The organism is Streptomyces sp. NBC_00878, from assembly GCF_026341515.1.
In the GTDB taxonomy this organism is placed as follows: Bacteria; Actinomycetota; Actinomycetes; order Streptomycetales; family Streptomycetaceae; genus Streptomyces.
Window position 1 is genome coordinate 6633195 of record NZ_JAPEOK010000001.1, and the last position, 22126, is coordinate 6655320.

The following is a 22126-nucleotide window of genomic DNA, read 5'->3' on the forward strand; positions in this document are numbered from 1 at the left end:
ACGCCCGCACGTATCCTGAAGGCCCTTCAGGGAGGCGCGGAACTGCCCTCCTGGAGCCCTCCGACTACGAAAGAGCGGCCAGCCATGCGCGTCTACGTCCCTCTGACCCTCTCCGGTCTCGCCGAGGCGTACAAGACGGGTGAGTTGGGGTCGGGGCCCTTCGTCGCGTACGCCGTCACGCCCGCGCTGCGGGAGTGGTACCTGTCCGACGACATCGAGGAACTGGAGTACGCGGCGCTGAACCGGGCCGCGCTCGCCTCTCTGCGGCTGGTCGCGCTCGACCCCGGGGCCCCGCGGCGGCGGGTCGTCGTCGCCGTCGACGTGCCGGACGGGGCCGCGGTCGCCGACCCCGACCGGGCGCTCGATCCCGTGTCGCTCGGCGAGGTCCGGGTCGGCGGGGCCATCGCGCTGGCCAAGGCGGCGGCCGTGCACGTGGACTCGGATGAGGCCGAGCCGGACGTGACGGCGGCCACGGAGGTGCTGGGCGCGGCCGACCGGGGTGACGACGACGCGCAGTTCGTCGTGGACGGGGCCGAGGACCACGAGCTGCTGTGGTTCGCCACGCAGGAGATCCCGAACCTGGTGGGGCTGGGCGACTGACGCCCCCACCCGCGGCGGGACTCACCCGGCGCTTGCCCGGCCCTCACCTGGAGCCCGGCGGCGCTCGACCGCCGGACACGACCTAGGCCAGACCTAGGTCCTGTCGTCAAATTCCCGTCGTTCGCCCGAAGGGCGGGCCGGGCGGCGTCTGGTGCGTGCTCTCGGCGTGCCGGGCGGAAGGCCTCGTACTGGACGTACTTGGGCTATCGCCCGGTGCGGCGAGTGGGGGCACCTCCCACGCCCTTAAGGCAGTGGGGGAGCGTGCCAGGCGCCGCCCGGCAGACGGGAATTTGACGACAGGGCCTAGGCCCCCACCCGCGGCTCCCGGGGGCGCGCGCTGAAGCACTCCGAGGGTGTTGTCAGTGCGGCCGGGTATTTTTTTGGTATGGGGATGCACGGAGCAGCACACATCGTCTGGGACTGGAACGGAACCCTGTTCCACGACAACGCGGCAATCATCGGAGCGACGAACGCGGCCTTCGCCGAGCTGGGGATGGAGCCGATCACACTGGAGAGGTACCGGGAGGTGTACTGCGTACCGGTGCCGAAGTTCTACGAGCGGCTGCTCGGGCGGCTGCCCACGGACGAGGAGTGGGAGGTCATGGACGAGACCTTCCAGCGGTACTACACGGAGCACCGGGTGGCCTGCGAGCTCACCGACGGGGTGCCCGGGCTGCTCGCCGAGTGGGTGTCGGCCGGCCGCAGCCAGTCCCTCCTGAGCATGTACGGGCATGAGGAGCTCGTCCCGTTGGTGCGGGGGTTCGGGATCGAGCCGCATTTCCTGCGCGTCGACGGGCGGACGGGGCCGTCCGGGGGAAGCAAGGCCGAGCACATGGTCCGGCACATAGGGGCGCTGGCGGGCGTGGAGCCCGCTCGTACGGTGGTGATCGGGGACGCGGCGGACGACGCGGTCGCCGCGCTGCATGTGGGCGCGCGGGCCGTGCTCTACACCGGGGGGTCGCACAGCCGGGCCAGCCTCGAAGGGGTCGGGGTGCCGGTGGTGGACAGCCTGGAGGAGGCGGTCGCGGAGGCCGAGCGGCTGGCTGCCTGAGCGGAAGCGTGCGGGTTTCTGGCGGGTCCCTTGGGGGCGGGCGGTTCCTTTTCCCCAGCCCCGCCCCTTCCCGAAACGGGGGCTCCGCCCCCAGGACCCCGGGGTTGTTCGTCGGCCGCAGGTTCGGTGGTGGCTTGGCGCGCAGTTCCCCGCGCCCCTTGGGTGCGCGTGTGCTCAGCCACGTATCCCGAGTGGAGCGAACTGTGCAGAGTGTCAAAATCGGGCCCCCTCTTTTGTACACATACGGCTCATGACGGGGGCCCGGTGGAGAGCGATAGCCTTGGTGCCGTGATCAGCGCGATACGTCGCGGGGGCCTCGTTGCCCCTGCCCTGCGCCCGGACCGCACGGACGACATCCGTGACCGGGCGATCGCTGGTCTTCGCCGGCGGGGAAGGGCGGAAAGCGCCGCCCACGCGGCAGGCGCAGGCGCACCGAGAGCAGTGTCACAGCCTCCGGAGCGGCCGAGATTGGCCGATTGCACCCCGCTCATCTCTCATCGCGGCATAGCGTCGAACCAGACCGGACACCCCGCGTCGCGGCGCTACGTCACTTCACGTTCTACGACGTCACGCAACGGCGCGCGACAGGAGCCAGAGGACAATGCAGACCAAGCTGGACGAAGCCAAGGCCGAGCTGCTCGCACGAGCCGCCCGGGTTGCTGAGAACAGCCCGGTCGGGGGGAATCTTCACCTGCCGACCGGGAAGACGGGCGCGAGCGCTCCCGACCAGGACACCCTGCTCGCGTTCCTCCAGCGCTACTACCTGCACACCGCCCCGGAGGACCTCGCCGACCGCGACCCGGTCGATGTTTTCGGAGCCGCGTTCTCGCACTACCGGCTGGCCGAGAACCGACCCCAGGGCACGGCCAACGTCAGAGTCCACACGCCGACCGTCGAGGAGAACGGCTGGACCTGCAGCCACTCCGTCGTCGAGGTCGTCACGGACGACATGCCCTTCCTCGTCGACTCCGTGACCAACGAGCTGTCCCGGCAGGGGCGCGGGATCCATGTCGTTATTCACCCGCAGGTCGTCGTGCGGCGTGACCTCACCGGCAGGCTCATCGAGGTCCTGAAGACCCGGCCCACCGGGGAGCTGCCCCACGACGGCTCCGTCGAGTCCTGGATCCACGTCGAGATCGACCGCGAGACCGACCGCGCCGATCTGAAGCAGATCACCGCCGACCTGGTGCGCGTCCTGTCCGACGCCCGTGAGGCCGTCGAGGACTGGGAGAAGATGCGCGACTCCGCGCTGCGCATCGCCGACGAGCTGCCCACCGAGCCGACCGCCGACGACCTGCGTGACCAGGAGGTCGAGGAGGCCCGTGAGCTGCTGCGCTGGCTCGCGGACGACCACTTCACCTTCCTCGGATACCGGGAGTACGAGCTGCGGGAGGACGATTCGCTCGCCGCCGTTCCCGGCACCGGGCTCGGCATCCTCCGCTCCGACCCGCACCACGCGACCGACGAGAGCCACCCGGTCAGCCCGTCCTTCGAGCGGCTGCCCGCCGACGTCCGCGCCAAGGCCCGCGAGCACAAGGTCCTGGTCCTCACCAAGGCCAACAGCCGCGCCACCGTGCACCGGCCCTCGTACCTCGACTACGTCGGCGTGAAGAAGTTCGACGAGAACGGCGACGTCGTCGGCGAGCGCCGTTTCCTCGGCCTCTTCTCCTCCGCCGCGTACACCGAGTCCGTACGCCGTGTCCCCGTCGTCCGGCGCAAGGTCGAGGAGGTGCTGAAGGGCGCGGGCTTCTCGCCCAACAGCCACGACGGGCGCGACCTCCTCCAGATCATGGAGACGTACCCGCGCGACGAGCTCTTCCAGACCCCGCCCGACGAGCTGCGGTCGATCGTCACCTCCGTCCTCTACCTCCAGGAGCGGCGGCGGCTGCGGCTCTACCTGCGGCAGGACGAGTACGGGCGTTACTACTCGGCGCTGGTCTACCTCCCGCGCGACCGCTACACCACCGGCGTACGCCTGCGGATCATCGACATCCTGAAGGAGGAGCTCGGCGGCATCAGCGTCGACTTCACCGCCTGGAACACCGAGTCGATCCTCTCCCGGCTGCACTTCGTGGTCCGGGTCCCGCAGGGCACCGAGCTGCCGCAGCTCAGTGACGCCGACAAGGAGCGCATCGAGGCGCGGCTCGTCGAGGCCGCCCGCTCCTGGACCGACGGTTTCGCCGAGGCGCTGAACGCGGAGTGCGGCGAGGAGCGCGCCGCCGAGCTGATGCGCCGGTACGGCAACGCCATCCCCGAGGGCTACAAGGCCGACCACAACCCGCGCACGGCGGTCGCCGACCTGGTCCACCTGGATCAGCTCGGCAACGGCAAGGACTTCGCACTCAGCCTGTACGAGCCGGTGGGCGCCGCCCCCGGCGAGCGCCGTTTCAAGATCTACCGCACCGGGGAGTCGGTCTCCCTCTCCGCCGTCCTGCCGGTCCTCACCCGGCTCGGCGTCGAGGTCACCGACGAGCGCCCGTACGAGCTGCGCTGCTCGGACCGGCCGTCCGCGTGGATCTACGACTTCGGCCTGCGCCTGGCCAAGCTGGGCAGCGGCAACGGCGACCACCTCGGTGAGGACGGCCGCGAGCGGTTCCAGGAGGCCTTCTCGGCGACCTGGACCGGACAGGCCGAGAACGACGGCTTCAACTCCCTCGTCCTGAGCGCCGGGCTGACCTGGCGGCAGGCGATGGTGCTGCGCGCGTACGCCAAGTACCTGCGGCAGGCCGGTTCGACCTTCAGCCAGGACTACATGGAGGACACCCTCCGCAACAACGTCCACACCACCCGGCTGCTCATCTCGCTCTTCGAGGCGCGGATGTCCCCGGACCGGCAGCGCGCCGGTCTCGAACTGACCGACGCCCTGCTGGAGGAGCTGGACGCCGCCCTCGACCAGGTGGCGAGCCTCGACGAGGACCGGATCCTGCGCTCGTTCCTCACGGTCATCAAGGCGACCCTGCGGACGAACTTCTTCCAGGAGGCGGGTGGCGGCGAGCCGCACACGTACGTCTCCATGAAGTTCGACCCGCAGGCCATCCCGGACCTCCCGGCGCCGCGTCCGGCGTACGAGATCTGGGTGTACTCGCCGCGGGTCGAGGGCGTCCACCTCAGGTTCGGCAAGGTCGCGCGCGGTGGTCTGCGCTGGTCCGACCGGCGTGAGGACTTCCGGACCGAGATCCTCGGGCTGGTCAAGGCGCAGATGGTCAAGAACACCGTCATCGTGCCCGTCGGCGCCAAGGGCGGCTTCGTCGCCAAGCAGCTGCCGGACCCGGCCGTGGACCGCGACGCCTGGCTGGCGGAGGGCATCCGCAGCTACAAGACCTTCATCTCGGCGCTGCTCGACATCACCGACAACATGGTGGCCGGCGAGGTCGTACCGCCCGCCGACGTCGTACGGCACGACGAGGACGACACGTACCTCGTCGTCGCCGCGGACAAGGGCACGGCGACGTTCTCCGACATCGCCAACGGTGTCGCGGAGAGCTACAACTTCTGGCTCGGGGACGCCTTCGCCTCCGGCGGCTCGGCCGGCTACGACCACAAGAAGATGGGCATCACCGCCCGCGGCGCCTGGGAGTCCGTCGAGCGGCACTTCCGGGAGCTGGGCGTCAACACGCAGACCGAGGACTTCACGGTCGTGGGTGTCGGCGACATGAGTGGTGACGTGTTCGGCAACGGCATGCTGCTGAGCGAGCACATCCGGCTGGTCGCCGCCTTCGACCACCGGCACATCTTCATCGACCCGAACCCGGTCGCGGAGACGTCGTACGCGGAGAGGCGCAGGCTGTTCGAGCTGCCGCGTTCCTCCTGGGCCGACTACGACAAGGAGCTGCTGTCGCAGGGCGGCGGCATCTTCCCCCGTATGGCCAAGGCCATCCAGCTCAACAACCACATCCGCGAGGCCCTCGGCATCGAGTCCCCCGTCGCCAAGATGACCCCCGCCGACCTGATGCGGGCGATCCTCAAGGCGCAGGTGGACCTGCTGTGGAACGGCGGCATCGGTACGTACGTGAAGGCGTCGACCGAGTCGCACGCGGACGTCGGCGACAAGGCCAACGACGCGATCCGCGTGGACGGCGCCGACCTCCGGGTCAAGGTCGTCGGCGAGGGCGGCAACCTCGGCCTCACCCAGCTGGGCCGCATCGAGTTCGCGCAGGCCGGCGGCAGGGTCAACACCGACGCCATCGACAACAGCGCGGGCGTGGACACCTCCGACCACGAGGTGAACATCAAGATCCTGCTCAACGCGGTCGTCGCGGACGGCGACATGACCGTCAAGCAGCGCAACAAGCTGCTCGCCCAGATGACCGACGAGGTCGGCGCCCTCGTCCTGCGCAACAACTACGCACAGAACGTGGCGCTCTCCAACGCGCTCGCCCAGTCCAAGGACATGCTCCACGCCCAGCAGCGCTTCATGCGCCACCTGGTCCGCGAGGGCCATCTGAACCGGGCGCTGGAGTTCCTGCCGACCGACCGGCAGATCCGGGAGCGGCTCGGCACCGGGCACGGCCTGACCCAGCCGGAGACGGCCGTCCTCCTCGCGTACACGAAGATCACGGTCGCCGACGAGCTGCTGCACACGTCGCTGCCCGACGATCCGTATCTGCGGAGCCTGCTGAGCGCGTACTTCCCGACCGCACTGCGCGAGGAGTTCACCGAGCAGATCGACAGCCATCCGCTGCGGCGCGAGATCGTCACGACCGTGCTGGTCAACGACACGGTCAACACCGGTGGTACGAGCTTCCTGCACCGGCTGCGCGAGGAGACCGGGGCCTCCCTGGAGGAGATCGTCCGGGCGCAGACCGCGGCCCGCGCGATCTTCAACTCCAGCGAGGTGTGGGACGCCGTCGAGGCGCTCGACAATGTCGTCGCCGCGGATGTCCAGACACGGATCCGGCTGCACTCGCGGCGGCTCGTCGAGCGTGGGACGCGGTGGCTGCTGAACAACCGGCCGCAGCCGCTTCAGCTCGCCGAGACGATCGACTTCTTCCGGGACGGGGTCACGCGGGTCTGGGCCGAGCTGCCCAAGATGCTGCGGGGCGCGGATCTGGAGTGGTACCAGCGGATCTACGACGAGCTGTCCGGCGGCCAGGTGCCCGACGAGCTCGCCCAGCGGGTGGCCGGGTTCTCGTCCGCCTTCCCGTCGCTCGACATCGTGGCGGTGGGCGACCGGGTGGGCAAGGATCCGATGGACGTCGCCGAGATCTACTACGACCTCGCCGACCGGCTGCGGATCACGCAGCTCATGGACCGGATCATCGAGCTGCCGCGGGCGGATCGCTGGCAGTCCATGGCGCGGGCGTCCATCCGCGAGGACCTGTACGCGGCGCATGCCGCGCTCACCGCGGATGTGCTCGCGGTGGGCAATGGGGAGGCGACGCCTGAGCAGCGGTACAAGGCGTGGGAGGAGAAGAACGCGGCGATTCTCGCGCGGGCGCGGACGACTCTGGAGGAGATCCAGGGGTCCGAGGACTTTGATCTGGCGAATCTGTCGGTGGCGATGCGGACGATGCGGACGATGCTGCGCACGCATTCGTAACCGTCGGCGGTAGCGGTCCGGGGCGCCCTGTTGGTTGGGGCGCCCCTTTTTCTTCGCCCCTGCTGCCCCTACCCTCCCCCTCCCCCACTCTCGGCTTCGCTCGAGCGGGGGGACCCCCATCGTCCCTGGGGGTTGCGCCCCCAGACCCCCGCTTTTCGGCCTGAACGGCCTCGTCCTCAAAACGCCGGACGGGCTGGGTGCGCAACCCGTGTACTTCGATCCACATCTACCTAAGTGGCCCCCATGCGGCCTACACCCCGTACAGGGTCCAGCGCTGGACACTTAGGATTAATGGGATGAACGAGGAATCGCCGAACGTACCGGACGTGTCCGTCGTCGTGATCGTCTACAACGACGAGGCCCGGCTGCCCACAGCCGTGCACTCCGTGCTGGCGCAGACCCTCCGGAACGTCGAGGTCGTGATCGTGGACGACCGGAGCACGGACGGCTCGTACGACGTGGCGCGGCGGCTGGTCGCCGGGCACCCAGGCCGCGTGCGGGCCTTCCAGCTCGACGAGAACAGCGGCGGGTGCGGGGCTCCCCGCAACCACGGGATCGCCCAGGCCCGCGGCACCTACGTCCTCTTCCTCGACAGCGACGACGTACTGGAGCGCAACGCCTGCCGGAACATGCTGGAGGCGGCCGAGACGACCGGCGCCGACCTGGTCTCCGGGATGTGCGTACGGGTGCACGTGGACTCGCGCAGCGGCAAGGAGGTCAAGTGGTACCCCTGGCTGTACGCCGGCACCCGCACCCTGGAGTCGATCTCCGAGCTGCCCGACCTGCTCGTCTTCGACACCCTGTCGACGAACAAGTGCTATCGGAGGGAGTTCCTGGTTGAGCAGGGGCTCGCGTTCCCCGTCGGCATTCACTACGAAGACCTGCTCTTCTCCGCTCAGGCCTACGCCGCCGCCCGCCGCATCACCCTCATCCCGAACCGCGTCTACGACTGGAACGTCGTCGACAAGGCCGCGACCAAGTCGATCAGCAACCGGCGCGCCGAGATCGCCAACTTCGCGCACCGGATGGAGATCCATCGGCGCGTCGATCAACTCCTCGTCGACAAGGGGCTGCTGGACCTCAAGTTCCACAAGGACGTCAAGTTCCTCAAGCACGACCTGGTGCTGCATCTGCGTGATCTGCCGTTCCGGGACGCCTCCTACCGGGAGGAGTTCGCCGCGATCGCCCGCGACTACCTGGAGTCCATCGACCGCGCCGCCTTCGACGAGGTGGAGCCCATCCACGCCATCTGCGCCTATCTGCTGCAGAAGAGCGACTGGGACAACCTCCTGCCGGCCGTCGACACCCTCACCAACCGCGACAAGATCTCCTCGCCGCTGGTGGAGCGCGACGGCCGGATCTACTGGTGTGCGGAGCATCTCGACGACCATCTCGACGACCATCTCGACGACCACCTCGACGGCGACTTCGCCCGGCACGTCCTCGACGTCACCGAACTCGGCTATCACGCCAAGCCCGTCGAGAAGATGTTCCTGCGCAACGTCCTGACCGGGTACACCGGGCATACCGGGTACACCGGTCACGAGGAGGCCGCCGGGGCTGTCCGGCTGGTCGGGCGCATCACCAATCCCCTCGGTGTCATTCCGTCCGGCGCCCGGCTCAGCGGCGAGCTGGAGTTCGCCGCCCGCCGCAAAGGCGTGCGGTTCCAGACCTTCCGCTTCCCCGTGGCCACCCTGCGGCACGAGGGCGAGGCCATCGCCTGGGAGGCGTCGGTCGACCTCGCGCGCGGGCTGCGGCCGCTGGGCATCGTGGACGCGGTGTGGGACGTACGGCTGCACCTCGGCGTCGACGGCGTACGCACCACCACCCGCCTCACCGCCGCCGAACCCGGCCTGGTCGCCGGGCGGTTGCCCGTCCGGCCCCGGCTCACCCGACTGGTCGCCGACCACATCACGCCCGAGATCTCCTCGCGCGGTCACCTCTGCTTCCGGATCGTGACCCGCGAGAAGGTGGACGCGCTCGTCGAGCGGGGTGTGCGGGGCGCCCCCGGCCGGTTCGCCAAGTCCGGGTACCGGAAGGCGAAGGAGGTCCGCAGGAAACTCACCTCCGGTGACACCAAGATCCGGCTCTACCACGAGGTGTTCAGCCGGCTGCCCGTGAAGAAGGGGCTCGTCGTCTTCGAGAGCCACCTCGGCCGGCAGTACAGCGACAGCCCGAAGGCGATCTACGAGGAAATGCGGCGCCAGGGGCTCGACTTCGAGGCCGTGTGGTCGTACACGGGGAACAGTCCTTCCGGGTTTCCGGCCGACGCCACTCTCGTACGCCGCTGGTCGCTGCCCTATCTGAAGGCGCTCGCGCAGGCCGAGTTCTGGGTCGACAACCAGAGCTATCCGCTGAAGCTCACCAAGCGGCCCGAGACCACCTACATCCAGACCTGGCACGGCTCGGCGCTCAAGCGCATGGGCTTCGACGAGCCCGAGTGGAAGCTCAGGTCCCAGCCCGAGCAGGCCGAACAGCAGCGCACCCTCGACCGCTTCGACCGGTTCCTGATCCGTTCCGAGCACGATGTACGCACCCTCGCCCGCGCGTTCCGCCTGAAGGAGAAGACGCTGCTGCGGGTGGGTTACCCCCGCAACGACGCCCTCGTGCAGACCAGGAAGCGGGAAGCGGACGTCGGCCGTCGCGAACGCGGGGCGCTCGCGGTCGAGTTGGGGATTCCCGATGGCAAGGCCGTGCTGCTGTACGCGCCCACCTTCCGTCAGCACGGGGGCAGGCAGCGGCGGTTCGAGCTGCCCTTCGACGTGGAGCGGTTCGCCGACACGTTCGGCGACCGGTACGTCCTGCTCGTGCGCTCGCACTACCTGAACCACGTCGTGCTCCCGCCGTCCGTGCGCGGGCGCGTCATCGACGTATCGGCACACCACGACGTGACCCCGCTGCTCGCGCTCGCCGACGGGCTGATCACCGACTACTCGTCCGTGATGTTCGACTACGCGCTCCTCGGCCGGCCGATGTTCTTCTTCGCGTACGACTACGAGGAGTACGTGCACGAGGGGCGCGGTACCTACTTCGACCTGCTGGAGCGGGCGCCGGGGCCGGTCGCGCGCACCGAGGACGAACTGCACACCGCCCTCACCTCCCTGGACGAGCAGGCCGCGAAGTACGCGGAGGCGCGGGAGGGGTTCGTGGCGGAGTTCGGCGAGTACGACCGGGGAAACGCCGCCCAGAGCATCGTCGACCAGTTCTTCGCGCAGTGGAGGCGTGGATGACCCTCGTGAGTACGGATCCGCAGCGGGACGTCTTCTTCGTCTCCAACAGCGTCAACGAGCTGGGCGGAGTGACCAGTTGGTCGCACCAGATGGCCCGGCTCCTCACCGAGCGCGGGCATCGCGTCCATGTCGTCGGCATCACTCCGCCCGGCGTCGAACAGGAACTCGGCGATGTCCCGTACCCGTTGACCACGTTGTACGCCGGACAGCCGCCGCGTCCCGGCCGGGCGCGGGAGGCGAGCATGCGCGAGCAGGCCGCCAGGCTCACCACGCTGTTCGGGGCGGCGCGGCCCGGCGCGGTCGTCATCGTCACGCAGGTGTGGGCCATGGAGTGGGTCGCGCAGGCCGACACCCGCGGGATGACCGTCATCGGCATGAGCCACGAGTCGTTCGACTACTCCAAGGCGTCCTCGCGCTTCCAGCGGGTGCGGCAGCACTACCAGGACGTCGACCGCATGCTGGTACTGACCCGCGAGGATGCCGACCTGTGGATCGGGCAGGGCCTGAACAACGCCTCGTTCATGCCGAACCCGCTGCCGTTCATGCCCGAGGTGCCCTCGCCCCGGACCGAGAAGGCGGTCATCAGCATCGGCCGACTGCAGGACCAGAAGGGCATCGACATGCTCCTCGACACCTGGGCGGAGGTCGCGCCGCGCCATCCCGACTGGCGGCTGCGCATCTACGGCTCGGGCGAGGACGAGGAGATCCTGAAGAAGCGGTGCACGGCTCTCGGACTCGACAACTCCGTGGACTGGATGGGCCGTACGAGCGATGTGCCGGGCGCCCTGCGCGGCGGTTCCGTCTTCGTCCAGTCCTCGCGCGGCGAGGGTTTCCCGCTCGCCCTCATGGAGGCCATGGCGACCGCCGTACCCTGCGCCGCCTTCGACTGTGCCCCCGGTGTCCACGAAATCGTCCGCGACGGCGAGGACGGCCTGCTCGCCACCGTGGGCAATACCGGTGAACTGGCCCGCCGCCTCGACACGTTGATGTCCGACAAGGAGCTTCGGGACAGAATGGGAGAGGCGGCGAGGATCAATATCCAGCGCTATACGACGGACGAGGTAGTGCGGAAGTGGGAGGACCTGTTCGCGTTCCTGGAGCGCTGAAAGGCGGCCTTCCGTCTGTCACTTGCCTCCGCCTGCGGTGAACTTCTCGTATTCCTTCAGTACTTCCTCCGTCGGCCCGTCCAGGCGCAGTTCACCGCGTTCGAGCCACAGCACCCGGTCGCACGTGTCCCGGATCGAATTGTTGTTGTGGCTCACCAGGAACACCGTCCCGGCATGCTTCCGCAGCTCCCGGATCCGCGCCTCGGACCGCTGCTGGAAGGAGCGGTCCCCGGTGGCCAGCGCCTCGTCGATCATCAGTACGTCGTGATCCTTGGCGGCGGCGATGGAGAAACGAAGCCGCGCGGCCATACCGGACGAGTACGTCCGCATGGGCAAGGTGATGAAGTCGCCCTTCTCATTGATGCCGGAGAAGTCGACGATCTCCTGATACCGCTCGCGCACCTGCTCGCGGGACATTCCCATCGCGAGACCGCCGAGATAGATATTGCGCTCACCGGTCAGGTCGTTCATCAGGGCGGCGTTCACCCCGAGCAGTGAGGGCTGCCCGTCCGTGTAGATCCGCCCGTGCTCCACCGGAAGCAGTCCGGCAACGGCTTTGAGCAGCGTGGACTTTCCGGATCCGTTCGTGCCGATGAGCCCGATCGCCTCTCCTCGGTACGCCGTGAAGGAGACCTCTTTCACGGCGTGCACCTTCCGTACGCCCGCCGCCTGTTCGGCCTTTTTCCCGCGCAGGATGCGATTCAGTGCGGCGGTGGCGCTGCCGCGTCCGGCCCCCGTGCCGTTGACGCGGTAGACGATGTCGACGCGGTCGGCGACAACCGTGGGGACGAGTTCGGCCGCGACGGTGGGGACACGGTCCGCGACGAGAGCGGGGACGGGTGCGTTCTTCGGATCAGCCACGGCCGTACGTCTCCTCAGCCTTCCAGAAGTAGATGAAGCCGCCGACGCCGGCGAGCAGGGCCCAGCCGACCGCGAGCGCCCACACGTGCGGGGGCAGCTGGCTCGCGTGGAAGGTGTCGATGAGTGCGAACCGCATGAGGTCGATGTAGACCGCGGCCGGGTTGCACTCCAGGGCGATCAGCACGATGTGCGGCAGGTTCTGGTGAGCGGTGAGCACCTTGTCGATGCTCCACATGACACCGGACACGTACATCCAGGTGCGCAGCACGAACGGCATCAGCTGTGCGATGTCCGGCGTCTTCGCACCCATCCTGGCCATGATCATCGCCACGCCCGCGTTGAACGCGAACTGAAGTGCCAGCGCGGGAACGGCCAGGAGCCAGGACACGCTGACGGGCACTCCGACGCAGAGCAGGATCACGAAGAGCGCGGCCATGGAGAACAGCAGCTGCTGGAGCTGTTGCAGCGCGTACGAGACCGGGAGCGCGGCCCGTGGGAAGTGCAGGGCGCGGACGATGCCGAGGCTGCCGGAGATGGCCCGGGTGCCCGCCATGATCGAGCTCTGTGTGAACGTCCACACGAAGACGCCGGTGACCAGGAACGGGATGTAGTCCGGCACGCCCCGGCTCGTGCCCATGAGTTCGCCGAAGATGAAGTAGTAGACCGCCGCGTTCAGCAGGGGCGTGGCCACCTGCCAGACCTGGCCGAGCTTCGCCTGGCTGTACTGGGCGGTGAGCTTGGCCGTCGCGAACGCCGTGATGAAGTGCCGGCGCGCCCACAGCCGGCGGACGTACTGCGGCAGTGAGGGGCGGGCGCCGCTGACCGTGAGGCCGTAGCGGGCGGCGAGTGCCGCGGGGTCGTCGGACAGGGCGGCCGATGACCGCACCGGGTCCGGTGTCGGGGGCGGTGTGTGGAGGACCTGACTCACATCCGCTGCTTTCGCTCGGAGCGCGGGGCTCGGGGGAGGGGGTGTGCGAACGCTTCTTTTACGTCGCTACGGGCCCGTCTTTACCTGCACCTGAAACCCTCTTTACGTCGGGACGGGGCCGTATCGTCGTAACGTGAGCGTAGGCCGATCTTGCGTCGGAACGCAACCGTTTCGTCGTAACGCCCCTATGCTGTTCCGCATGACCACGAACGCCGACGGGGCACCAGAGAGCCCGCAGCAGCCGCGTCGCCGGGCTCCCGCCGGGGCGGCGGTGCTCCGGGAGGACGTGACAGAGGCCATCAGGGCGGCCGTCTTCGAGGAACTCGCGGCCGTCGGATACGCGCGGATGTCCATCGAGGGGATCGCGCGCCGCGCGGGTGTGGGCAAGACCGCGGTGTACCGCAGGTGGCGTTCCAAGCTGCACCTGGTGCTCGACCTGGTGTCCGCGGTCGCGGTTCAGGGGCTGCCGGCGCCGGACACGGGCACCCTGGAGGGCGACCTGCGCCTCCTGTACGAGGTCACGTCACGCGCCCTGCGTCACCCTGTCGCCTCGCAGATCATCCCCGACCTCCAGGCCGAGGCCGCCCGCAATCCGGACATCGCCGAGGCCATGCAGAAAGCTCTGCGGGAGGGGCAGGAGGGCGTTGCCAGCGGTATCGTCGCCGCGGCGGAGCGGCGCGGCGAGGTCCGTATGGGCATCGACGACGAGCTGGCCCTCGACCTGATCTCCGGACCGCTGTACTGGCGCTCGGTGGTGATCCGCAGCCCCAAGCTGCCGAAGGGGTACCTGGAGAGCCTGGCCCGGGCCACGGCGGTGGCGCTCAAGGCGTTGTAGGGCGCTGTAAGGCGTTGCAAGGAGTTGTAGGGCGTCGTAAGGCGTCATAAAGGCGCCATAAGGGCGTCGTGCGGCGTTCTGCGGTGTCGTGAGGCGTGGCCGGGATCACGAAGTCGGCGTTCGCGCGCGGGTCGTGGTGGCGGCCGCGGCTGGTTCCGCCCATGCCGTGGAGCCGCGCATCGTCGCAGCTCCGCACGTATGGAGGGGTGCCCCCGCACGGCGCGTCAACCTCGTAGCGTCCGGATCGTTGTCATCCGGGCCTCACTTTCGAGGCCCTCGGGGGCGCATACTGGACTGACGATGACGAAGCCATCCGCGCCCCGGCGCCACCTGTCCACCAGTCCCTTCAAAGCTCCGGTTGTCCCGGTCGCCAAGCACTTCGCCCTGGGTGACCGTGTTACGCACGACCAGTTCGGCCTGGGCAGGATTGTCGGCGTCGAGGAGGGCATTGCGATGCTCGTCGACTTCGGCTCCCGCCAGGCCCGTATCGTCAGCCCCTATACCCGTATGGACAAGCTCTGACGGATCCCGTCGCACACGTCACACACTCGCCGCGGCCCCGGACGATGTCCGGCCCGCGGCGAGTGTGTTTCTGAGCGTGTGGCCCTGTCGGCTTCCCCGGTCCGGCGCCGCCGGCCTCCCAGCTTTGGCCCAGCCGGGCCTCTGGTCCAGCGGCCCTAGGGCCCTGTCGTCGCGTGGCAGGCGGGAGTTTGACGACAGGTCCTAGCCCAGCCGGGCCTCGGGATGAAGTCGTACCCACCCCTCCCAGGCCGACGTGATCATGTCGTGGACGTCGTACTTGGCCTTCCAGGCCAGTTCGGCGGCGATGCGGTCGGCGGAGGCGACGACGCGGGGCGGGTCGCCGGGGCGGCGCGGGGTGACGGTCGGGGGGAGCGTGTAGCCGGTGACCCCGTTGATCCGGTCGATCATCTCGCGGACCGAGACGCCCTCGCCCCGGCCGATGTTGAGGGTCAGGTCCGTGCCGGGCGCGGCGGCCAGGCGGCGGGCGGCCGCCACATGGGCCTCGGCCAGGTCGGTGACGTGGATGTAGTCGCGGACGCACGTGCCGTCGGGGGTCGGGTAGTCGTCGCCGAAGACGCGCGGGGGCGCGCCCTCCGTGAGCTTCTCGAAGACCATGGGGATCAGATTGAAGACGCCCGTGTCGGCCAGCTCCGGCGCCGCCGCGCCCGCGACGTTGAAGTAGCGCAGGGAGGCCGTCGACAGGCCGTGGGCGCGGCCCGTGGCGCGGACCAGCCACTCGCCCGCGAGCTTGGTCTCGCCGTACGGGCTCATCGGCACACAGGGCGTCTCCTCGGTCACGAGGTTGACGTCCGGCATGCCGTACACCGCCGCGGAGGACGAGAACACGAAGGACGGCACCGCGGCGGCCGTGACGGCCTGCAGCAGCACCCGCAGCCCCTCGACGTTCTCGCGGTAGTAGTGCAGCGGCAGGTCCACGGACTCGCCGACCTGCTTCTTCGCCGCCAGGTGGACGACGCCCGTGACGGCGTGGTCCTGGAGCGTGCGGGCCACCCGGTCCCCGTCCAGGGTCGAGCCGACGACCAGCGGTACCCCGTCGGGCACGCGCTCGGCGATTCCGGTGGACAAGTCGTCGTACACCACGGCCCGTTCGCCCGCCTCGGTCATCGCGCGGACGACGTGCGCCCCGATGTAGCCGGCGCCGCCGGTGATCAGCCAGGTCATGTATCGGCCGTCCCCTCGTGTGTCGGTTCGTGTGTCGGTTCGTGCGTGGCCGGAATCACTGAGCCGCCTCTCAGTGAAGCAAACGCCTCATTCTGCGGCGCAGCACAATGGTCATTCCGCGCCAGCCGGGCGCCAGTCGCAGCGCCAGGGAGCCCGCGTGGGTCGCGTACGGCTGGACGAGCAGCATCCCGTGCCGGCCGTTCGGCACGACGGAGCGGCGCAGCAGGCCAGGTCCCGCGACGGCGTGCGCGGTGGTCTCGCGGCTCGTGCCGTCGTGGAAGCGGAGGCGCAGACGCAGGTCCCAGGTGCCGGACCCGAGCGCCGCGAGGTCGACGGCCGCCTCGGCCGTCCAGGAGCCGATGCCCGAGCCGATGCCCGAGCCGATGCCCGAGTCGATGCCCAAGCCCGTGTCCATGCCCGGGACAGCGCCCGAGTCGTCGTCTCGGGGATCGGGGTCGTCCGGCCGGAACTCCGCCGTCACCGTCAGCCCGACCACCCCGTCCTGCCGGTTCACGAACTCGGCGTCCACGGACGCCGGTGCCGCGTCCGCCATCCGCCCGTACAGCTCGTACAGGCGCAGCCGCAGCCGGGTGGCACGCATGCGTGGCCGCAGTTCCGCGTCGACGGCCACAGGGAGGAGGCGTACGGGCCGGGACAGGAGGTGTTCCAGCGTCACCTGGGGCAGGTCGGCGGACCAGACCGGCGTACCGTCCGCGAGCCGGGCGTAGGGCGGCCGCAGCCGGGCCGGGCGCGCCGCGACCTCCTTGACGCGAGTCAGGTCGCGCGGCTCCTCGGAGGCCCTCACGACCTGCGCGACGACCCGTCCGGGCGCCGGCGCGAGCGCGAGGTCGGCCGCGTCGAACGTCGCGAGGTACGCGCGCGTGAGGGCCCACCACTCGTTCCGGTACTCGGGGCCGCGCCGATCGAGCTCACGCGCGTACATCCGCAGCGAGTGGTCGAGGAACCTCGCGCGCGTCGCCCGCGCCAGCCGCTTCTCACCGGCGCCGAGGAGGATGTCGTACGAGAGTCCGTGGGCGGTGATCCTGGACCGCCAGTTGTCGACGCCCGCCCGGTCAAGGGAGATCGACAGCCGCTCGGCGCCGCGGCGCACGTGCCAGACGTACACCGTGTCCGGGATCAGCGCGACGCGCGGGCCGGCGGCGAGCACGCGCGCGGTGAAGACGAAGTCCTCGTAGGGGAAGCGTCCTTCGGGGAAGCGGATGCCGTGCTCGCGCAGGAAGTCGGTGCGGTAGAGCTTGTTGACGCAGAGGGTGTCGTGGACCAGGTGGATGCGACGGGACGGGTGCGTCACCAGGGCGGTCGTCGCGTACAGCTCGGGCTGCCAGGGGACCTCGCGGCCGGACGGCAGCTCGCGGCGTACGCACAACCCGGCCGCGACCTCGGTCCCGCGCCCGGCGACCGCGTCGAGGAGCGCGTCCACGGCGCCGGGCGGCAGGACGTCGTCGCTGTCCAGGAACATCACGTACGGGGCCGTCGCGGCGTCGATCCCGTCGTTGCGGGGGCTGCCGCAGCCGCCGCTGTTGACCTCGCGGCGGAGCACCTTCAGACGTGGCTCGTCGAGGGCGAGCCGGTCCAGGAGGTCCGCGCTGCCGTCGGCCGAGCAGTCGTCCACGGCGATCACCTCGCGGACGGCGGGCCCCTGCGCGAGGGCCGAGCGCACCGCGTCCGTCACATGGGCGGCGTCGTCGTACCCGATGACCACGACGCACACCTGTGACGGGAGGGGACGCAGGCCTGCTTGCGCGGGTGGCACGGGCTGTACGGGCTGTACGGGCTGTACGGGCTGCTCAGGCTCGACGGGTCGCTTGGGTCGTATGGGGTGCATGGGTCGTATGGCTTCCACGGGACGAAATAGTGAACTGTGTAGGTAATTTTCCGTTAAGAGGTGCTTACTGTCTCGTGGGGAAGATGGCGGGAATTGTGTGAGGGTTCCATCTCGGTGGATCGGCTTCCCGTGGGCCTGCTTCCGGTGGGCCGGATTCCGTCCGGCCGCATTGCGGCGGTCCACAGGCGGCGGAAGGAGAGCGCCGCGGCCGCGACGAGCAGTCCGTTGCGGACGAGCATCAGCAGCGAGCCGGTCCAGGTGCAGTCCATGACGTCCTCGTACAGGACGGGGTACACGAGGGCGCTCGCCGCCGTGGCCGCCGTGATCAGCGCGGCCACCGGGCGCTGCGTGGTGTGCCGTGAGGTCAGACACACGGCGGCCAGACCGAGCAGCCACACCAGGTACTGGGGGCTGATCACCCGGCTCGTCACGGTGAACAGGAGTACGGCGCAGAGCGCGGCGTCGTACGGAGTGGCCGGCGTCCAGCGGCGGGCCCGCAGCCGCCACAGCAGCAGGGCCCCGAAGGCGGCGACGGTGAGCGCGAGCGACATCGCGGCGACCGCGGTGACGTACGGCCCGGTGAACTCCATCGCCCCGTACCGGTAGTGCACCTGTCCCGGCCAGCCGGCGTGGCGGGCGAAGGAGAGGGCCGTCCCGCCGAGCGACTCGATCTGTACGCCCCGGCCGCCCTGCTGGCGCAGGAAGTCGAAGGGGTCGCGGAAGAGCGCCGCGAGAGCGAGGAGCAGGACGCACGCGGTGACGGCCGCCGAGGTCCACACCTCCCTCGTCGTCCGTCCCCTGGGGGTGCCGATCAGGGTGAGGGCGGGCCACACCTTCACGAGGGCGCCCATAGCGGCGAAGGCACCGCACGCGCGCGTGGAGCGCGAAAAGGTCAACAGGGCGATGACGGCGAGGGCGGTGACCTGCACGTCGTAGCGGGCGAGCGGGAGGTGCAGGAGGAGGGGGAGACCCGCAGTCCAGAGGGCCGCGCCGCGCAGGCTGCGGCCCGTCCGGGTGCCCGCGCGCGTGAGGGCGACGGCGACCAGGGCGTCGGCGGCGAGCGTCACGAGCACGAACGCCTGGAAGTACGTCAGCCCCGGCAGCAGCCCGGGGGCCAGCATGACCGGTCCCGCGCCCGGCGGGTACTGCCACAGCCGGTCGCCCGACGGGAACGTGCCGTGGGCGAGCACGCCGTACCAGCGGGCGTACAGCTGGTGCACCTCACGTGCGATGCCGCCGATGCCCAGCGGGGCACTCTGGTCCCGGGTCAGCAGCCAGAGCATCAGGGCGCGGGTGGTCAGCCAGCCGGCGGTGAGGGGGAGGACGCGGGGCTTCATCCAGGGCTTCACGCGAGGGATCGTAAGCCGCAAGAAGACATATACCGTCTGATGACGGGTCAATCACCAATGAAGGCTGACTAATAGCACAAAATATCTTGCATGCTCGTCAAGCGCCCGCAGGTCGCCGTCGTCGTCGCCGTGCTCGTACCCGTACTCGTCATGTCCGGGATCGGTCTCTGGGGGATCGATCGTGGCGGGATGTGGCGGGACGAGGCCGTCACCTTCGAGGTGGCGCGGCGCTCGCTCCCGCAGATCTGGCAGCTGCTGCACTCCGTGGACGCCGTGCACGGCCTCTACTACTTCCTCATGCACGCCGTCCTCGCCCTCCACCCCGGAGAGGTCGCCCTCCGCCTCCCCTCGCTCTGCGCGGCCGCCGTGACGGCGGGCCTCGTCGCGGCCCTGGGGGCCCGGCTCGCCCGCCCGAGGGTGGGCCTGTGGGCAGGCCTGCTGTACGCCGTGACACCGATGACCGGGCACTTCGCCCAGGAGGGACGTTCGTACGCGCTGGTCGCCGCCGGGGCCACGGCGGCGACGCTGCTGCTGGCGCGAGCGGCGACGGCGACGGCGACTGAGGCGACGGTGACGGTGAAGGTGCCGGCCGGCCCTGCCGGGAGGCACGCGCGCGTGGAGGAGCGGACAGAGCACGCGCGCGTGGAGGGACGGAAAGGGCACGCGCGCGTGGAGGGACGGAAAGGGCACGCGCGCGTGGAGGGACGGAAAGGGCACGCGCGCGTGGAGGGGCGGAAAGGGCACGCGCGCGTGGTCGCCTGGTGTGCGTACGGAGGGGTCGTCGCCGTCACCGTCCTGCTGCACGAGTTCGCGGTACTGATCCTGCTCGCGCACGCCGCCACCCTGGCCCTCGCACGGATGCCCCGCCGCGTGTGGCGGGAGTGGGCCTGCGCCGCGGGTGCCGTACTCCTCGTACTGCTGCCGCTCGCCCTGGTCTCCAGCGGCCAGGCGGACCAGGTCGCCTGGCTCCAGCCCCCGGGCGGCGGCACCGTCGAACGCCTGCTGCGCTCCTTCACGGGCCCGACCCAGCTGGTCCTGGGCCCGTACCTGCTGCTGATCGCCCTCGCCCTGCGCGCCCCCTTCGCCCCGCCCGCCCGCCGGGGCGAACTCTCCCTCCCCGCGGTTGCCCTGCCGCTGCTGCTCCTCCCGCCCGCGGCCCTCATCGCGGTCTCGCGCCACTGGCCGCTGTACGACGACCGCTATGTGCTGTACGCGCTGGCCGGGGCGCCGCTGCTGGCGGCGGCGGGGGCGGAACGGCTGATCGTGGCGGCGCGCCGGGTCGGCTTTCCACGGCGGGACCCTGACGCCTCAATGACCTCCGCGACCCTCGCCGCCTCCGCCACCGCCTCGGCTTCGGCCTCCGCCGCCGACGCCCCGACGGGGGACCCGGGTGGCGCTCCGGGTCGCGTACGTGGAGGCGTCCGGGTGCCGTACGCCGCCACGCTCCTCGGCGTGCTGGCCATCACCCTCGCCTTCGTCTCGCAGTTCCCCGTCCTTCGGGAGGACCGGGACCCCGCCCGCCGCCCCGACAACCTCGCCGTCGTCTCCGCGGCGGCGGCCCAGCGGATGAGCCCCGGCGACCCCGTGCTCTTTCTCCCGTCGGTCGGCAGGCGCTCGGCGCTGGCGTATCCGAAGGGGTTCCGGGGCACGTGGGACATCGCGCTGGAGGAGCCCGCCCGCGTCTCCGGAACGCTCTACGGGCGCGAGACCGGCCCGGACGAGCTGCGCCGCAGACTCGGCGGCCTGGACCGTGTATGGGTGGTCGCCGAGCCGCGCGCGCTGAGGCCGGGCTGGCATCCGAGCGATGCGACCGAGCGGGTCAAACTCGCCGTCGTGGGCAAGGAGTTCGTGCCGCGGGCGGAGTTCGTACGGAAGGGGACGATTCTGCGGCTGTATGTGCGCAAGGCTTCGACGATGTGAGGGGCGGGGTGAGGGCTGGGGTGGGCGGGGTGCGTGGGCGTGGTGCGTGGCCGGGAGTGTGGTTCGGCAGCGCGTTGTCGTTGGTTACGCGTCGGATCCCGAAGTCTCGTCCAGTGCCGCCGTGTCCAGTGCGTTCGTGAGTTTGTCGAGGCGGGCCCGCAGTTCGAGGACCTCGGTCAGGTCGAAGCCCGTCGCGGCGGCGATCCGGCGCGGTACGCGCACGGCCCGCTCGCGCATGGCCGCGCCCTCGTCCGTGAGCCCGACCACCACGGACCGTTCGTCCCGGGCGCTGCGCTCACGCCGTACGAGACCGGCCGTCTCCAGCCGCTTCAGCAGCGGTGACAGCGTGCCGGAGTCGAGTCGCAGATGTTCGCCGACCTTCTTCACGGGCAGTTCGCCGTGTTCCCACAGGACGAGCATGACCAGGTACTGGGGGTAGGTGAGCCCCAGCTCCTTCAGGGCGACCCGGTACACGCTGCCGAAGGCGCGGGACGCGGCGTTCAGGGAGAAGCAGATCTGTTGGTCGAGACGGAGGAAGTCGAGGAAGTCCTCGTCTCGTGCGGGGTGGTGTGCGGGCGTCGAGGTCATGCCCTCAGGATACCTCCAGTGCGTCATTTAGTTGTGCGCAATTAAGTTGTGTGCTCTACTTGTGGCCGTGAGGCGGCCGGACCAAGGCTCGCCGATACGACATTGACCTTGAGAGGGATGGTTTCCATGGACGCGCTCTACACCGCTGTCGCTACCGCCACCCACGGCCGTGACGGCCGCGCCTACAGCTCCGACGGGAAGCTCGACCTGGAGCTCGGCATACCGACGGAGATGGGCGGCAACGGTCAGGGCACGAACCCGGAGCAGCTGTTCGCGGCCGGTTACTCGGCCTGTTTCGCCAGTGCGCTCGGTGTGGTCGGTCGGATGGCGAAGGTTGACGTCAGCGACGCGGCGGTGACTGCCGAGGTCGGTATCGGCAAGCAGGGGGAGGGGTTCGCGCTGGCTGTCACGCTGCGCGTGGAGCTGCCCGAGTCCGTGGACGCCGCGCTCGGGCGCAAGCTGGTCGAGCAGGCGCACCAGGTGTGCCCGTACTCCAACGCGACCCGGGGCAACATTCCGGTGGAGATCGTCGTCGAGTAGGGCTGTCCTCGCCCCCGCCGCCCCCAAGG

Annotated in this window: 15 protein-coding genes; 9 read left to right on the forward strand and 6 right to left on the reverse strand. The window is 70.0% G+C overall.

The window, feature by feature from the left end:
- Positions 1-84 precede the first annotated feature (84 nt).
- The 5 genes from OHA11_RS28825 to OHA11_RS28845 all read left to right on the forward strand — a co-directional run bounded on the left by OHA11_RS28825 (position 85) and on the right by OHA11_RS28845 (position 11526).
- A complete protein-coding gene (locus OHA11_RS28825) occupies positions 85-600 on the forward strand; it encodes a hypothetical protein (RefSeq protein WP_266501298.1) in 516 nt (171 codons plus the stop codon).
- A 385-nt stretch (positions 601-985) separates the two neighbouring features.
- Positions 986-1651, forward strand: a complete 666-nt coding sequence (locus OHA11_RS28830; protein WP_266501300.1) for an HAD family hydrolase — start codon at positions 986-988, stop codon at positions 1649-1651.
- Positions 1652-2252: 601 nt separating this feature from the next.
- The gene (locus tag OHA11_RS28835) at positions 2253-7190 is read left to right on the forward strand and encodes an NAD-glutamate dehydrogenase (RefSeq protein WP_266501301.1); all 4938 of its coding nucleotides are present in this window, start codon (positions 2253-2255) and stop codon (positions 7188-7190) included.
- Between the two features lie 296 nt (positions 7191-7486).
- Positions 7487-10420, forward strand: a complete 2934-nt coding sequence (locus OHA11_RS28840; RefSeq protein ID WP_266501303.1) for a bifunctional glycosyltransferase family 2 protein/CDP-glycerol:glycerophosphate glycerophosphotransferase — start codon at positions 7487-7489, stop codon at positions 10418-10420.
- A complete protein-coding gene (locus OHA11_RS28845) occupies positions 10417-11526 on the forward strand; it encodes a glycosyltransferase (RefSeq protein ID WP_266501305.1) in 1110 nt (369 codons plus the stop codon). Before OHA11_RS28840 ends, OHA11_RS28845 begins: the two co-directional genes overlap by 4 nt.
- 18 nt (positions 11527-11544) lie before the next feature.
- On the opposite strand, the gene OHA11_RS28850 is transcribed toward OHA11_RS28845, so the two are convergent.
- Together OHA11_RS28850 and OHA11_RS28855 are read right to left on the reverse strand one after the other, a co-directional pair.
- Positions 11545-12387, reverse strand: coding sequence for an ABC transporter ATP-binding protein (locus OHA11_RS28850; RefSeq protein WP_266501307.1), 843 nt, complete (start codon positions 12385-12387; stop codon positions 11545-11547).
- Positions 12380-13315, reverse strand: a complete 936-nt coding sequence (locus tag OHA11_RS28855; RefSeq protein ID WP_266501310.1) for an ABC transporter permease — start codon at positions 13313-13315, stop codon at positions 12380-12382. The genes OHA11_RS28850 and OHA11_RS28855 overlap by 8 nt, the downstream gene beginning before the upstream one ends.
- A 199-nt stretch (positions 13316-13514) precedes the next feature.
- On the opposite strand from OHA11_RS28855, the gene OHA11_RS28860 reads away from it, so the two are divergent.
- Together OHA11_RS28860 and OHA11_RS28865 are read left to right on the forward strand one after the other, a co-directional pair.
- Positions 13515-14150 (forward strand): TetR/AcrR family transcriptional regulator, encoded by a 636-nt coding sequence (locus OHA11_RS28860; RefSeq protein WP_266501312.1) that lies wholly within the window; start codon positions 13515-13517, stop codon positions 14148-14150.
- 300 nt (positions 14151-14450) lie between these two features.
- A complete protein-coding gene (locus OHA11_RS28865; RefSeq protein WP_055517933.1) occupies positions 14451-14672 on the forward strand; it encodes a hypothetical protein in 222 nt (73 codons plus the stop codon).
- Positions 14673-14873: 201 nt separating this feature from the next.
- Here OHA11_RS28865 and galE read toward each other — a convergent pair whose 3' ends face one another.
- The 3 genes from galE to OHA11_RS28880 all read right to left on the reverse strand — a co-directional run bounded on the left by galE (position 14874) and on the right by OHA11_RS28880 (position 19037).
- Positions 14874-15854: a UDP-glucose 4-epimerase GalE gene (galE, locus tag OHA11_RS28870; RefSeq protein ID WP_266501316.1), complete on the reverse strand. Its 981-nt coding sequence runs from the start codon at positions 15852-15854 to the stop codon at positions 14874-14876.
- A gap of 70 nt (positions 15855-15924) precedes the next feature.
- Positions 15925-17607 (reverse strand): glycosyltransferase family A protein, encoded by a 1683-nt coding sequence (locus OHA11_RS28875; protein ID WP_266507528.1) that lies wholly within the window; start codon positions 17605-17607, stop codon positions 15925-15927.
- A 146-nt stretch (positions 17608-17753) separates the two neighbouring features.
- Positions 17754-19037, reverse strand: a complete 1284-nt coding sequence (locus OHA11_RS28880) for a glycosyltransferase family 87 protein (protein ID WP_266507529.1) — start codon at positions 19035-19037, stop codon at positions 17754-17756.
- Between the two features lie 102 nt (positions 19038-19139).
- Between OHA11_RS28880 and OHA11_RS28885 the strand changes: the two genes are divergently transcribed.
- On the forward strand, positions 19140-20969 hold the full coding sequence (locus tag OHA11_RS28885; protein WP_266501318.1) for a glycosyltransferase family 39 protein: 1830 nt from the start codon (positions 19140-19142) through the stop codon (positions 20967-20969).
- Between the two features lie 84 nt (positions 20970-21053).
- Here OHA11_RS28885 and OHA11_RS28890 read toward each other — a convergent pair whose 3' ends face one another.
- Positions 21054-21557: a MarR family winged helix-turn-helix transcriptional regulator gene (locus OHA11_RS28890; protein WP_266501319.1), complete on the reverse strand. Its 504-nt coding sequence runs from the start codon at positions 21555-21557 to the stop codon at positions 21054-21056.
- Positions 21558-21683: 126 nt separating this feature from the next.
- Here OHA11_RS28890 and OHA11_RS28895 point away from each other — a divergent pair, with 126 nt between their 5' ends.
- Positions 21684-22097, forward strand: a complete 414-nt coding sequence (locus OHA11_RS28895) for an organic hydroperoxide resistance protein (protein ID WP_266507530.1) — start codon at positions 21684-21686, stop codon at positions 22095-22097.
- Positions 22098-22126 lie beyond the last annotated feature (29 nt).